This is a genomic window from Halosolutus halophilus, assembly GCF_022869805.1.
In the GTDB taxonomy this organism is placed as follows: domain Archaea; phylum Halobacteriota; class Halobacteria; order Halobacteriales; family Natrialbaceae; genus Halosolutus; species Halosolutus halophilus.
In genome coordinates this window covers 3,681,085-3,693,962 of sequence record NZ_CP094974.1, presented here as the reverse complement: position 1 = coordinate 3,693,962, position 12,878 = coordinate 3,681,085, and the positions used below count along the sequence as shown (strand labels likewise).

Annotated in this window: 14 protein-coding genes and 2 pseudogenes; 8 read left to right on the top strand and 8 right to left on the bottom strand. The window is 58.4% G+C overall.

The features are described 5' to 3' along the window. Positions 1-43: 43 nt before the first annotated feature. Both acnA and MUG98_RS18150 read right to left on the bottom strand, forming a co-directional pair. The gene (gene acnA, locus MUG98_RS18155) at positions 44-2,824 is read right to left on the bottom strand and encodes an aconitate hydratase AcnA (protein WP_265108836.1); all 2,781 of its coding nucleotides are present in this window, start codon (positions 2,822-2,824) and stop codon (positions 44-46) included. A gap of 66 nt (positions 2,825-2,890) precedes the next feature. Then, positions 2,891-3,625 (bottom strand): twin-arginine translocation signal domain-containing protein, encoded by a 735-nt coding sequence (locus MUG98_RS18150; protein ID WP_265108835.1) that lies wholly within the window; start codon positions 3,623-3,625, stop codon positions 2,891-2,893. A 264-nt stretch (positions 3,626-3,889) separates the two neighbouring features. Here MUG98_RS18150 and MUG98_RS18145 point away from each other — a divergent pair, with 264 nt between their 5' ends. Beyond that, complete coding sequence (locus MUG98_RS18145; RefSeq protein WP_265108834.1) at positions 3,890-4,306, top strand: hypothetical protein; 417 nt, start codon at positions 3,890-3,892, stop codon at positions 4,304-4,306. Between the two features lie 85 nt (positions 4,307-4,391). Here the strand turns inward: MUG98_RS18145 and MUG98_RS18140 are convergent, their stop codons facing one another. Next, entirely contained in the window at positions 4,392-5,063 is a 672-nt protein-coding gene (locus MUG98_RS18140) for a cupredoxin domain-containing protein (RefSeq protein ID WP_265108833.1), read from the bottom strand. 116 nt (positions 5,064-5,179) lie between these two features. On the opposite strand from MUG98_RS18140, the gene MUG98_RS18135 reads away from it, so the two are divergent. The 3 genes from MUG98_RS18135 to MUG98_RS18125 are packed head-to-tail and all read left to right on the top strand — an operon-like array spanning position 5,180 to position 6,100. After that, complete coding sequence (locus MUG98_RS18135) at positions 5,180-5,530, top strand: ArsR/SmtB family transcription factor (RefSeq protein WP_265108832.1); 351 nt, start codon at positions 5,180-5,182, stop codon at positions 5,528-5,530. A 2-nt stretch (positions 5,531-5,532) separates the two neighbouring features. Next, entirely contained in the window at positions 5,533-5,820 is a 288-nt protein-coding gene (locus MUG98_RS18130; RefSeq protein WP_265108831.1) for a DUF7521 family protein, read from the top strand. 4 nt (positions 5,821-5,824) lie between these two features. Beyond that, positions 5,825-6,100, top strand: a complete 276-nt coding sequence (locus MUG98_RS18125; protein ID WP_265108830.1) for a DUF7521 family protein — start codon at positions 5,825-5,827, stop codon at positions 6,098-6,100. A 12-nt stretch (positions 6,101-6,112) separates the two neighbouring features. Here the strand turns inward: MUG98_RS18125 and MUG98_RS18120 are convergent, their stop codons facing one another. The 3 genes from MUG98_RS18120 to MUG98_RS18110 are packed head-to-tail and all read right to left on the bottom strand — an operon-like array spanning position 6,113 to position 7,835. Beyond that, positions 6,113-7,018, bottom strand: a complete 906-nt coding sequence (locus tag MUG98_RS18120) for a universal stress protein (RefSeq protein WP_265108829.1) — start codon at positions 7,016-7,018, stop codon at positions 6,113-6,115. 24 nt (positions 7,019-7,042) lie between these two features. Then, positions 7,043-7,576, bottom strand: a complete 534-nt coding sequence (locus tag MUG98_RS18115) for an SRPBCC family protein (protein ID WP_265108828.1) — start codon at positions 7,574-7,576, stop codon at positions 7,043-7,045. Positions 7,577-7,592: 16 nt separating this feature from the next. Then, positions 7,593-7,835 (bottom strand): hypothetical protein, encoded by a 243-nt coding sequence (locus tag MUG98_RS18110; protein ID WP_265108827.1) that lies wholly within the window; start codon positions 7,833-7,835, stop codon positions 7,593-7,595. A 378-nt stretch (positions 7,836-8,213) separates the two neighbouring features. Between MUG98_RS18110 and MUG98_RS18105 the strand changes: the two genes are divergently transcribed. Further along, positions 8,214-9,617, top strand: coding sequence for a permease (locus MUG98_RS18105; protein ID WP_265108826.1), 1,404 nt, complete (start codon positions 8,214-8,216; stop codon positions 9,615-9,617). A gap of 132 nt (positions 9,618-9,749) precedes the next feature. Next, positions 9,750-10,340 carry a helix-turn-helix transcriptional regulator gene (locus tag MUG98_RS25435; RefSeq protein WP_345779777.1) on the top strand — a complete coding sequence of 197 codons (591 nt, stop codon included), beginning with the start codon at positions 9,750-9,752 and terminating at the stop codon, positions 10,338-10,340. A 442-nt stretch (positions 10,341-10,782) separates the two neighbouring features. Here MUG98_RS25435 and MUG98_RS18095 read toward each other — a convergent pair. Further along, positions 10,783-11,783, bottom strand: a protein-coding gene (locus tag MUG98_RS18095) for an IS630 family transposase (RefSeq protein WP_265108824.1) whose coding sequence is annotated in 2 segments (ribosomal slippage) — positions 10,783-11,291 and positions 11,291-11,783 — 1,002 coding nt in all. Because the reading frame shifts where the segments join, the coding sequence is not laid out codon by codon here. 56 nt (positions 11,784-11,839) lie between these two features. Between MUG98_RS18095 and MUG98_RS18090 the strand changes: the two genes are divergently transcribed. Continuing rightward, a complete protein-coding gene (locus MUG98_RS18090) occupies positions 11,840-12,235 on the top strand; it encodes a plastocyanin/azurin family copper-binding protein (protein ID WP_265108823.1) in 396 nt (131 codons plus the stop codon). 109 nt (positions 12,236-12,344) lie between these two features. Here the strand turns inward: MUG98_RS18090 and MUG98_RS18085 are convergent. After that, positions 12,345-12,611, bottom strand: a pseudogene (locus MUG98_RS18085) (zinc ribbon domain-containing protein); the annotation flags it as partial. Positions 12,612-12,614: 3 nt separating this feature from the next. Here MUG98_RS18085 and MUG98_RS18080 point away from each other — a divergent pair. After that, a pseudogene (locus tag MUG98_RS18080) lies at positions 12,615-12,829 on the top strand (IS5/IS1182 family transposase); the annotation flags it as partial. Between the last annotated feature and the right edge of the window lie 49 nt (positions 12,830-12,878).

Here is a 12,878-nt window from a genome sequence, read left to right as displayed (position 1 = left end):
CCCTCGTAGTGTCCGGAAAAGACGGCTCTCTGGAGAGAGGTGGCTACTCCTCGGTAAGCAATCGGCGGAGCACCAGATGAAGGATTCCGCCATTTTCGACGTATCGAACGGCTGCCGGCGTCCCAACCTGTGCCGTGACCGGGAATTCGACGGTCGAGCCATCGGCACGTTCTGCGACGACGGTGAGTTCGTCGTTCACGTCTAGACCGTCGTCTAGGCCGTGAATCGCGATCCGTTCCGATCCATCGAGGCCGAGCGACTCCCACGAGTCATCGTCGACGAACTGGAGCGGCAAGACACCCATCCCGACGAGGTTGTCACGGAAGATGCGCTCGTAGCTCTCGGCGATCGTCGCACGGACACCCAGCAGATCCGTTCCCTTTGCCGCCCAGTCCCGGCTCGACCCTGTTCCAAGCTCCTCGCCGGCGAACACGACGAGGGGCGTGTCGTCCTCGCGATAGCGGCGGCTGGCTTCGAAGACCGTCGTCTGGTCGTCGGTTGGGTGATGGATCGTGTAGCCGCCTTCGACGTCGTCAAGCATCTGGTTCTCGATGCGAACGTTGGCGAAGGTGCCACGCATCATCACCTCGTGGTTGCCCCGGCGAGCGCCGTACGTGTTGAACTCGTGGGGTTCGACGCCCTGTTCAACGAGCCACTCTCCGGCCGGTTGCTCACGGCTGAACGGCCCGGCGGGACTGATGTGATCGGTCGTGACCGTATCACCGAGCAGCATCAGCGTGCGGGCGTCTTCGACGTCTGCGACGCCGGGCTTCTCCAGCGGGAAACCCCTGAAGAACGGTGGCTCGCGGATGTACGTCGAGGAGTCGTCCCACTCGTAGACGTCACCAGTCGGGGCGTCGAGTGCCGCCCAGCGCTCGTCACCTTCGAACACTTCGGCGTACTTCTCTTCGAACATCGAGGAATCGACACTGTCGTGGACCGCCGCGTGGATCTCGTCGGCGCCGGGCCAGATGTCAGAGAGGTAGACCGGATTGCCGTCGTCGTCGGTGCCGAGCGGATCGTGTTCGAGATCGATATCCATGCGCCCGGCGAGTCCGTAGGCGACCACGAGCGGTGGACTGGCAAGGTAGTTCGCCCGGATCTTCGGGTGGATGCGTGCCTCGAAGTTCCGGTTGCCGGAGAGGACGCTCGTCGTCCAGAGGTCCTCGGCGTCGATCGCGCGTTCGATCGGCTCGGGAAGCGGCCCAGCGTTTCCGATGCAGGTCGTACAGCCGTAGCCGACGACGTTGTAGCCGAGGTCTTCCAGATAGGGAAGTAGCCCCGAGGCTTCGAGGTATTCGGTGACGACTCGGCTGCCCGGTGCGAGACTCGTTTTGACGTACGCCGGAACGTCGAGCCCTCGTTCGACGGCGTTGCGGGCGAGCAGCCCCGCCGCGAGCATCACGGACGGGTTCGACGTGTTCGTACAACTGGTGATGGCGCTGACGACGACACTGCCGTGCCCGATCTCGGTCGACTCGCCGTTCACGTCGACTTCGACTCGGCCGGTGAGATCACCGACGTCTGGTTCCGGAAGATCGGGGTCGGGTCGGTCGTCGTCGGAACCGCTGCTCTCGCTGATCCATCGTGTGATCGCATCTTCGTCGATATCGTCGAGTTCGTCCTCGAATTCGCCGTGGACCAGTCCCCGGAAGTGCGTCTTCATGTCGCCCATTGCGACGCGATCCTGGGGGCGTTTCGGCCCGGCGAGGCTGGGAGTGATCGTCGAGAGATCGAGTTCGACCGTCTCGGTGTATTCGGGGTTCTGTTCACCGAACAGCCCCTGTGCGTCGAGATATTCGCGAACGAGTTCGATGTGCTGCTCGTCGCGGCCCGTGAGTTCGAGGTACTCGAGCGTTGCTTCGTCGACGGGGAACATACTGATGGTCGAACCCTGTTCGGGCGCCATGTTCGCGATGGTCGCCCTGTCTGGAACGGTGAGATTCGATACACCAGAGCCGAAGAATTCGACGAACCGATCGACGACGCCGACCTCCCGAAGCTGCTCAGTAACGTGAAGGACGAGGTCCGTCGCGGTCGCGCCCTCGGGAAGTTCGCCGGTGAGCCGGACACCGACCACCTCGGGAAGCTTCATCGTGATCGGCTGGCCGAGCATCGCCGCTTCAGCTTCGATGCCGCCGACACCCCAGCCGACGACGCCGATACCGCCGATCATCGGCGTATGGCTGTCCGTCCCCACGAGCGTGTCCGGCAGGAGCCACTCTTCTCCATTCCGCCCGCGGGCGTGGACAACCCGCCCGAGGTACTCGAGGTTCACCTGGTGGACGATACCAGTCCCCGGCGGGACGACGCGGAAGTCGTCGAACGCCTGTTGGGCCCACTTGAGGGAACGGTACCGCTCGCCGTTGCGCTCGTACTCCAGTTCGACGTTGCGCTCGTAGGCATCCTCGGAGCCGAAGTAGTCGACCTGCACGCTGTGGTCGATCACGAGATCGCACGGGACGTCCGGCTCGACGATGGTTGGATCTTTGCCCTTGCGATCGACCGCTGATCGGAGTGCTGCGAGGTCGACCACGGCAGGGACGCCGGTGAGGTCCTGCAGGACGACGCGGGAGGGCGTGAACGGGAGTTCGACGTCTGGGACGTCGGGTTCCCACGACGCGGCGTTGCGAACGTCCTCGGCGGTTATCGTCTCCCCGTCGACGTTGCGGAGAACGGACTCGAGGAGAACGCGGATACTGACGGGGAGCTGATCGAGTTCGCAGAGCCCCTCCTCTTCGAGGACTGTGAGGTCGGCCATCTTGTAGGAGGTGCCGTCGAAATCAAATTCGCGGATTGCGTCGAACGGGGACAATTCGTTCATACCTTGTCCTACGGTGACGTGGCTCTTGAATCGTCTCCCCCATGGACGGGGAGACGGTGTGGAAGGTCACAACAGACGATCGAGTGCATCCCTGATCGACGCGACCTCGACGACACGAATCCCCTGAACCGTCACGTCAGACGAACTGCCCTCAGAAACGATCAGTTTCGCCGCTCCGAACGCTCGCGCAGCGCGGGCCTTCGCTTCGATTTTACCGACGGGAAGCAACACTCCTTCGTTGTTCACGATGCCCGTGATCAGCGTAGTTCGTGGAGGGGACTGTCTCCGGAGGCTAGCGACTAGTGCGACCGTGAGGCCCGCTTCCCAGCTTTTCCCGCCGAGTGCGAGTACCTCTGAGTCGGGAGGATCGAACGTGACTCGTATCGACGTTCCCGCGAGCGAACGGCCAGTGAGACGCGTCGCCGTCTCCGTCGCCTCCCGGAGTGCGAGCTGTAAATCGTGACGGACCTCAACGTCGCCCACATCGACAAACAACTCACCATCACCCTCCGAAAACGCAAACTTGACCGGGAGTATGAGGCCCTCGCCAGACGAATCGACTGCTGGAAGATAATACTGTACCATGGCGGGAAGCGTCGCCCCACCGGCAAGCGTCGCTAGCGATTGAAACCCCTCGTCGGAGCGTGTGAGACCGAGAACTGCTCCAGCACCTCCGACACCACCGGTGGCGAGTCCGACAAGGAATCCGCGCCGTGACAGAATCTCGTCTTCGATCCGACCAATGACATCGCTTTCCGAATCGGAAGGGAGCTGGGTCGCGGTAGAGTCGTCGGAAGCCATGATACTGTACTATGGGCCTATCGAACGTCGTGGTATTGACTAACAGTCACACAGTAATAAAGCCTCTTCGAGGAACAATGTCCCCCCAGAACGGGTACGCCTATGCCGATTGCTCTCCGAGTATCAGAATACGCCCCCTCGTGAAATATGACGCGTCGATATCGGTCACTCGTTGGCATCACAGTCGTGAGCGCTATCGTGACCGGTGTCGGTGTCTGGGTCGCCTATTTGCTCGAAATCGCTCTATTTCAGGCGACGCCGAACATGACGTGGACACTACTGGTCGGACTCGTCGAGGAAGCACTCGTTCGCTTCCTCCCACTGATTCTCACGTTCTACGGCTGGAGTTACTGGCGGAGACGACTCCTCTCGAAAACCGAAGGACTGTTCGCTACCGTGACGTCCGGATTCACCGTCGCCGGACTCGAGGTACTGCTCAAACTCGAGTACTTGGCGCAGCTGGAGGCGACGGTCCGGTTCGATTCGCTGTTCCTGCCGCTGGTGTTTGTACACGTCCCGTTTGCGCTGCTCGCCGGGCGGTTCGTTTACGCGCTCGGAGAACAAATTCACGGAAACGAACCGATCGGAATCCCGTCGCTCTCTCGGCGAACCGTGACGCTGCTCGTCTTCGGCTATCTCGGCCTTGCACTTGCACACGTCGGCTACAATGTACTCGCCTAGTCGCACAAACAGAAACACGAGGAGGATTTAGTGGGCGAAAATCGCGTGTAAGCTACCGATTACCCATCGACGCAACGACGCGTGTTCACTCGTGGTCGTCGCCGAGAGCTGTGCTGACTATCCCGTTCAGTTCTTCGAGCTTCTCGCGAACGCGCTCGGGCTTGTCGGCCGGCGGGTCTTCCAAGGCGACCTGCTCGTGGGGATCCGGTTCACCGACGATGACGCTCCCGATCATGCCGAGGCTCTCGTGGGGCGTACAGTAGTAGTGGTAGACGCCTTCGGTCTCGAACGTGTGTTCGAACGTTGCGCCTTGTTCGGTATAGAGACCGCTATCCCATGATGCAGCACCATCGGGAACGAGCTGGGGCTGGTCCTTCGCTTCACCGCCCATTCCCATACCCATGCCGTGCTGGAGCTGGTCGTTGTCGGGATGGTACGCGGTCGTCGAGTGGCTTCCGCTCTCGTTGTGCCAGGTCACGGTCCCACCGACGTTCACCCGCACGACGTGTGGCTCGAAGTGATAGCCCCCGTCCTCAGTAATCATATTCACTTCGGCCGCATCGGACGGCGCCCCGACCGCTTCGTCGTGGCCATCCTCCTCGTCGCTGTGGCCGGACTCCGTGCCGCTGTCGTCGTGGCCACTTTCGGTCGGCGTTCCGCCGTCGTTGTTCTGCGTTCCAGTGCATCCGGCAAGCCCAACGACTGCCGCACCGCCAGTCAGCTGAAGCATCCGTCGTCGCGTGAGTGAGTCGGTCATGGCATCGGTCACCTTACACGTGAACCTACACACTCGGAGGATATAGACCGGCAAGCAAATTTGCTGGGTCAGCAAATCGGCGTTTCTTTATATACTCTTTACCAACAACACGGACTGTGAGTGAAGAGCGGGACATCTCGGGGATCCTCGAAATCCTGGAAGACGACTACGCACGCGCGATCCTCGAGGCGACTCGCCGAAAACAGATGTCTGCTAAGGAACTCAGCGAAGAGTGTGACATGTCAGTCTCGACAGTTTCCAGACGGGTCAATACGTTGCTAGAGTACGACTTGCTCATCGAGCGAACACACGTTGATCCCGACGGTCACCACTACAGCGAATACGAGGCCCAGCTCGACCGTGTTGAGGTACAGCTCCTCGAATCGGGATTCGACGTCCATATCGAACTCCGTGAAGACGCTCCCGACAGATTCGCTCGGTTGTGGAACACAATGAGGAACGAATAACCATGCACATCGGTCTCATCATCGCAAAGCTCGTTACAATGGCTCTCGGGTTCATTATCGCATTCCAAGCCTATCGCGGTTATCGACGTAGCAACAGTCAATCGATGTTGTACCTCGCGGTCGGCTTCGCCATCATCAGCTTCGGTGCGATCATCGAGGGAATCTTGTTCGACGTGGTTGGCCTGACGTTCCAAAATGCAGGAACGGTGGCAACGGCCATCGTCGCGATTGGTATGCTCACGATCCTGTACGCTCTGTACGGACGCGACTCGAAGAAATTGGAGGACTAAGTGAATGGTGGATACGACAACAGCAATTCTCCTGGTCGTCCGCACGCTCGTACTTGTACTCGGTATCCTGATCACGTATTACAGTTTCGAGGCATATCGACGAACGGGTACGTACTATATGCGAAACGCTGCAATTGGCTTTGGAATCATCACTCTCGGTGTGTTCATCGAAGGAGTACTGTTTGAGTTCGGAGGGCTCGATCTCGCTCTTGTCCACATCATCGAATCGGTCGCCATCGGTCTCGGATTCATTGTCCTTCTCATCTCGCTTCGCCGGTAGCCCAAGCCGCGTCTACACTCCTCGAATGGTCAAAACTGGCTCATCCGAGTTCCGGAGAACCCGTTCGGTCACACTTCCGATGAGCCGTCGTGAAATGCCGGACCGTCCGTGTGTTCCCATCACGATGAGGTCGATTCCGTGTTGATCGCAGTACTCCCCTATTGCCTGATGAGGAACGCCGTGGGTGATCTCAGCAGCGACTGAAACACCGTCGGCAGCTGCCCGGGATTGGACATCTTCTACGACAGTATCCCCGTTTTGCTCCAGTACTTGCTGCAGTTCGTCCCATGTCCATCCCGGACGAGACGCGTAGGCAACTCTATCGACAACGTAGAGGGCATGAAGTGTCGCATCGTATGTTCGAGCCAGTTCAAGAGCATGAGTGACGGCCTCCCGTGCGGGTTTACTCCCGTCCGTTGGAGCGAGGATATTCTCGAAGCCCCCCCGCAGTTCGGATTCCGACGTCGCCGCCACCGTCTTCGATTTGACGCTGAGGACAGGAATGTCGGTAGTGCGGACGATTCGGGTCGTTACACTTCCGAGCAGGAAGCGGTCAAGACCAGTATGTCCCCGGGTTCCCATACACACGAGGTCGATCTCATTATCGGTGATGTAGGACGCAATCTCGTGCGCTGGGATACCACGACGAACCTCAGTTGCCGCATCGAGGCCGTGTTCTGCGGCTCGAGTTGCGATCTGCTGGGTGGCGGCATCACCAGCGTCATACCACGTGTCCGGGAGCGTCTCCAGGTCGATTTCCAGCGCGGTCAGTTCCAGCTTCCGTTCGATCGGTGAACTGTCAACGACGTGGAGAGCGTGGACGGTTGCGTCGTATCGGCGAGCGAGGTCAAGTCCGTACTGGATTGCGGGCTCGACGTTATCGCTGCCATCGGTTGGAATGAGGATCTCGGTGTACATGATTGGATGTGTGCGTTGATTTTGCTACGGACTCTCGTCCGTCGGTTTGGGCGACTGATGGGCTGTCGACTCGATGCGGTCCTTGAAGAAGACGAGTTCCTTGTTCGTGTGATCGTAGAGTTTCGCCTTCCCATTGAGAGCTGTCGTGAACACCCATTTCAGCGCCCGTCCCCGTCGGTTGTTCGGGAAGTCCATCCAGACGACGTGTGACATGCGAGTCCCGTCTGCAGTCTCTTCGAGTCGAATGGTCCCTCCTTCGGGAATCCGAACGGTGACGAGTCCTCGAAGGAGCGGATAGTACGCCGTCCCCGCCCAGACCGCCACGTTGGGATGGTCGATATACTGGAATCGGCCATGCAGGTCGGCGTACATCCCGGCGACCTCTTCGGCCTGGTGGAACGTCCCGCCCTCGCGCGGGCGGTTGTCGGGCGTGTCGTATTCGAGCCCGTAGTGTTCCTCGGGGTTCGACGCCGTCCAATGGACTGGGGCGGTCACGTACTCCCAGATCTCCTCGGACGATGCGTCGATGACGATTTCGGCTTTGGCGGTGGCGTACATGGATTGACTCCACGATTTATGATGCGAAGGCGTTGTACAGCCACGCGAAGGCGTACATCAAGACGAAGCTGATCACCGCTGCCTCGACCATGCCCGCCACAGTCCCGACGACGGTCGGTTCGAAGAACAGGTGCCACTGCTCCATCGCTTCGACTGCGCCCTCGTAGACGCCGATTGCTCCGAACACACCGAGTAGGAGCATCGCGACGGCAGAGACAACTGCTGCTGCGCCCGCCAGTGCCAACGAATCGAGATGCATTACGTTGGTCGTGGAGTCCATTTCGTACGCGTCTTGGTTTGTGGTAGTAGTACTCATGACTAGAGATACGCTCTACTCCTTCATTCGGGTTTCTCTTACAATTCGAAAGGAAGAGTCTCCCTGGTAACACGGCGCAAGAATATCGTGGGGGAAACAGCGGTACAACCCCCATATCTGTGTGACCGGTCCGTCGGAAGATCAAGCAGCAACTACCGACCGGAATCGGTGACACGTAGAAACTGATGTGCTCGAACACAGTCCTCGAACGGTTGACCACAGCTGATAGCAAGAATCACCTTTGAATACAAGATTTACTCCGCCCACAGCCCCAGTTTCTTAAGAACAAATACCAAAACAGATGACTGCGATAGTCTAGATATGCAAGCCGCCCTCGTTGACGGAATCCTCGAGTCCTTACGAATAGGTGTCGGCTTCCTCTGGACCGCTGCGTGGGCGATCATCATGGGGCTCGTCATCACGAGTCTCGTTCAGGTTTACGTCTCGAAAGAGCGGATGGCCAAAGTACTCGGAGAGGGGAATCTGAGTGGCCTCACGAAAGCAACTGTATTCGGCGCGGCGAGTAGTGGTTGTAGCTTCGGTGCGGTCGCCATTGGGAAGGGGCTGTTCAAGAAGGGAGCGCACACGGTGAACTTCTTCGCGTTCATGTTCGCCTCGACGAACCTCATCGTCGAACTCGGCCTGATGATCCTGATCCTCCTCGGCTGGGAGTTCCTGGTTGCCGAACTCCTCGGTGGTGTCATTCTCATTGCTGTGATGGCGGTCCTCGTCCATCTGACCCTCCCCGAGAACCTCTTCGAGCAAGTGCGGGAGGAACTGAATCAACGCGACCACGACCAAGGAATCACCGAAGACCCGACCTGCGGGATGGAAGGAAAAGACGAGTACTCGCTGGTGACTGACGGCGGCGAGACGCTGAAGTTCTGTTCGGAAGGTTGCATGGAGACGTACCAGCAGGAAGCCGCAAGTAGCGGCGGGTGGCGTGACGAACTGCTCTCGTGGGGGGGCTGGTACAAAGTCGGGAACCAGTACCGCAAGGAGTGGTCGATGATCTGGACGGACATCATCGCGGGCTTTCTCATCTCGGGGTTCGTCATCGTCTTCGTTCCGCAGTGGGTCTGGAACACGCTCTTCCTCCAGGGCGATGGATTGTTGGTAAGCGCAGAGAACGCCATCATGGGTGTAGCGATCGCCGTCCTCAGCTTCGTCGGGAGCATGGGGAACGTTCCCTTTGCGGTTGCCCTCTGGGGCGGCGGCATCAGCTTCGCCGGCGTCATCGCGTTCGTCTACGCCGACCTCATCACGGTCCCCGTCCTGAACGTCTACCGGAAGTACTACGGCTGGAAGGTGATGCTGTACATCCTCGGTATCTTCTTCGTGACGATGGCGTTCACAGGCTTTCTCATGGAGGAACTGTTCAGCGCTCTCGGCATCGTCCCGAATCTCGCTGGCGGGGAGACAGCCTCCGAACAGACGTACTTCGAACTTGACTACACGTTCTACCTCAACATCCTCGCATTCGCGCTCTCTGGCTTCCTCCTCTACGTCTACCGACGCGGACTCGGTGCACCCGGGCAGTACCGCGACCCCGTCTGTGGGATGCGAACCGACGATAGCGGACCGAGTCTTACCCACGACGGCGAGACGTACCACTTCTGTTCGGACCGATGTAAGCGATCGTTCGAGAAGCGCCCCTCCGAATTTGCACAGCAACACCCACAGGTCTCAGAGACGGGGTCTTCCCAGAGCCATGAACATCACTGACCGCTATGTCTCGATACCGAGTATCGTGGCCAGGCGTCGTCGATTCCTGCCTCGGACAATCACAACTGGTACACCGGTGTCTCGCCAACTCTCAGGCATGAATGCGTACCACGTCCATTCGCGGTGGGATGGATGAATCGACGTCGAGCCGATGCAGTAGTCGGTCTCCTCGTCGTTGCCGTCGTAACCATCGGCGGAGCGCTCAGCTGGCAAGCGTATCAGCAACAGCAGGCCGTCGAACAAATGGGATCGATGATGGATACGTCGATGGGGGCAGTTCACGGAACCAATCCACTCTGGTACGTCCTCGGGACCATCCTCGTCTCGGCTGTCATCGGTGGTGGGTATCTGATGATTCGCGACGACCTCACCAGCACGGAGGCAGTCAATCAGCAACGGAGTGATGCATCGGATAGAATTGATCGAGAGAGCCCTGGGTCATCTGACAACACTGCTCAATCGAATGATGCCATCAACCCAGAAACCCAGCCTCGGGCTCGCGTGCTGGATTTGTTGCCGGACGACGAACGCCGCATCCTCGAACCGGTCCTCTCCTCACCCGGTCTCACGCAGATCGAACTCCGCGATCGCTCGGATTTCTCGAAGAGCAAGGTAAGCCAGACGGTCAGCGCTCTCGAGAAGCGCGGTCTGCTGTACCGCGAGCGGCAGGGACGGACGTATCGAATCTATCCGAGTGACGACCTGCAGCAGAGTCAGAACTAAACCTCTGCTGGCGCCTGTCGATCAGTGTTGTAGTTGGACGTCGTATCCCCTTCCACGTGTAATCGCCACGTCGCCAACATGCTTGCTGACTACGAAGCGGCGAGGCTCGAAGCGGACGAGGAGGAGATAGAGGGTCAAGAATCCCGTGACTCGGAACAGACGGCGAGGGATTAGCCCGGATTGCTGGCGACTCTCAGGAGCCGCCTCGCTCGATAATTGCCGATTCAGATCAATCCCACTCGCCGTCTCGAAGGTCAGCCTCGTGTTTGTCTGCACACTGATTACGGCATTCACTCATCCACTCCCAAATGAGAAGACTGGAGAAGGTCTATTCATCCTCATCGCAAACGTGTAGACAATGTCAGGTGCCAATTCGACCACACGGCGTAGAATCATGCAATTGACCGGAGCGACGGCCGTGAGCACCCTACTATAGTAGACGTTAGAAATAATTGCTCATTTTTGGAATGGAGAGTTGATCAAGTGCGGTATCGATCGCCGTTGTCAACTCGCCAAGTGAGTCGAAGAACCGGTTGTTGAGAGCCGTTTGTAACTGTCTCCAGCACTCTTCGACCGGATTGAGTTCCGGCGAATACGCCGGGAGCGTGACGAAGGCGAGGTCGTCACGGGCCGTCAGGTCCGTGACGGCCGACGCCTGAAAGTACGATGCTCCATCCAACACAACGATCAAGTCATCTTCAAACTCTTGGCATAATGCGAGAATGAAATGTTTTGCGTGATCGGCGGTAACGTACTCTTCAAATCGAGAGAAAAAGCGATCACCGTCTTCGGTGATCGCGCCCAAGAGACACGTCCACTCACGTTGTCCGGATAATTCGACAGACGGCCGCGTGCCGCGAGGAAACCACGCGGCACGCGGCTCAACTTGCACAGATTTCTTGGTTTGATCGATGCAGACTACCGTGGCATCCATTTTCCGCCGCTTTTTTTGAGATTCTCACGGAACGCTTCTTGCTCATCAGCATCAGATTCAGCGGCTGTACGGCGAGGTTTTTGATAGCTCAATCCCGCTTCGTTAAGCAACCGCCGACAACTCGGGATTGAGTACTCGACATCGTAGGTCTCGTCAAGGTATTGCTGGACGAGCGCCGGCGTCCACGCCGGCGCGTCAACGCCAACTTCTTCGGGAGATTCGTGGACAATTTCTTCGAACTCTTGTTGCTCTTGTTCTGAAAGCTTTCGATTTCTCCCAGATCGATGAGCATCAGTAACAGCCTGCTCAAGCGACTCGTCGGTGTCGAGTCGCTTGAGCCAACTGTAGATCGTTCGCCGCTGAACGTCGTACCACTCAGCTAGTTCAGTTTGCGTAAGACCGTTTTTGTACGCTATTGCGGCTAAGAGCCGTTGTGTCGGCTTCTTTCCTTCCACATTGTCGAGGGCAGTTTGTAGTTCCTCGACAGAGATCTCGTCGAGATGATCCACTACACTCAACAACAGTAATTGAGTAAATAGTTCTAACGGTTACTATAGCAGGGTGTATGCGCGGCGGCCCTCGCGGCGGTGGCCCTGGTGATGGCGGTAGTGGCGGCGATGGTGGCGTTAGTGAGATCGAGCCAGGAACAGACATCGAGTTCAGCGCGCAGGCCAGCCACTGGGAAGGCCTTGCGCCATCATCGATCGAAGGTGCAGAGAATCCGACGCTGGTCCTGCAAGAGGATGAAGACTACACGATCGGCTGGACGGAAGGAGATGGCGGTGGCCATAACATCGAGATCCGCGATGAGAGCGACGCGGTCGTCGATGACCTTTCGACCGAAGTGGTTTCCCAACCGGACGAGGACCAGATTCTGGCGATCACGGCGAGCAGTGAGATGGCTCAATACGTCTGCGACCCACACGAAAATACGATGCGAGGGGACCTTCAAGTCGAATGAGGGGAACAGTTAGACGAGAAACGGAGCGGTGACTGATCAGAAGCGTTTGGTCGAATTGAGGTGGTAGTCGAATGTTACCCCGCGCACGGTGGCGCGGGGAATCCTGCTCTCACGAGGCCAGGCTTCCTGTTTCCACGACGTGACTTGCATACACCTCTCGGAAGTCATCGGCGTCCGTAGCGGCCACAGTCTCTACAGGCGTGTCTTCGGGCCATCCCAGCCCTAGCTCAGCAAAGCCGCGCTTGAGGACGTTCATCGCCGCGTTTGCGTCCCTGTCCGTCTCGAATCCACACGACGGACACGAGTGTTCGCGCACCCAGATGGGCTTTGGTGTCTTCACACCACACAATGCACACTCCTTCGTCGTGCCTTCTGAGGTGTTCTCCTCGGAGACAAAGGCTATGATGACCAGAAGATTCGGACACTTGCCCACGAACACGAGGTGCGTCCGCTCATCAAGCACCGTGAGTTCTCGTCGCTCTATGAAGCGTGGAACGCTCGGTTGGATACCGATCTTTACGGTCAGCGCAGTCAGTCTGAGTCGGTGTACTCCACCTCACGCGGAAGTATGGTGCCTTCGTCCGGTCAAGACAGTGATGGAAGCAATTTCGTGAACTCACGCTCACCTGCGTTGTCCACAATC

Excerpts from the sequence above, each read along its gene's own strand:
- acnA (WP_265108836.1), bottom strand. The coding sequence starts at position 2,824 with ATGAACGAATTGTCCCCGTTCGACGCAATCCGCGAATTTGATTTCGAC.
- MUG98_RS18150 (WP_265108835.1), bottom strand. The coding sequence starts at position 3,625 with ATGGCTTCCGACGACTCTACCGCGACCCAGCTCCCTTCCGATTCGGAA.
- MUG98_RS18145 (WP_265108834.1), top strand. The coding sequence starts at position 3,890 with ATGACGTGGACACTACTGGTCGGACTCGTCGAGGAAGCACTCGTTCGC.
- MUG98_RS18140 (WP_265108833.1), bottom strand. The coding sequence starts at position 5,063 with ATGACCGACTCACTCACGCGACGACGGATGCTTCAGCTGACTGGCGGT.
- MUG98_RS18130 (WP_265108831.1), top strand. The coding sequence starts at position 5,533 with ATGCACATCGGTCTCATCATCGCAAAGCTCGTTACAATGGCTCTCGGG.
- MUG98_RS18125 (WP_265108830.1), top strand. The coding sequence starts at position 5,825 with ATGGTGGATACGACAACAGCAATTCTCCTGGTCGTCCGCACGCTCGTA.
- MUG98_RS18120 (WP_265108829.1), bottom strand. The coding sequence starts at position 7,018 with ATGTACACCGAGATCCTCATTCCAACCGATGGCAGCGATAACGTCGAG.
- MUG98_RS18115 (WP_265108828.1), bottom strand. The coding sequence starts at position 7,576 with ATGTACGCCACCGCCAAAGCCGAAATCGTCATCGACGCATCGTCCGAG.
- MUG98_RS18110 (WP_265108827.1), bottom strand. The coding sequence starts at position 7,835 with ATGCATCTCGATTCGTTGGCACTGGCGGGCGCAGCAGCAGTTGTCTCT.
- MUG98_RS18105 (WP_265108826.1), top strand. The coding sequence starts at position 8,214 with ATGCAAGCCGCCCTCGTTGACGGAATCCTCGAGTCCTTACGAATAGGT.
- MUG98_RS25435 (WP_345779777.1), top strand. The coding sequence starts at position 9,750 with ATGAATCGACGTCGAGCCGATGCAGTAGTCGGTCTCCTCGTCGTTGCC.
- MUG98_RS18090 (WP_265108823.1), top strand. The coding sequence starts at position 11,840 with ATGCGCGGCGGCCCTCGCGGCGGTGGCCCTGGTGATGGCGGTAGTGGC.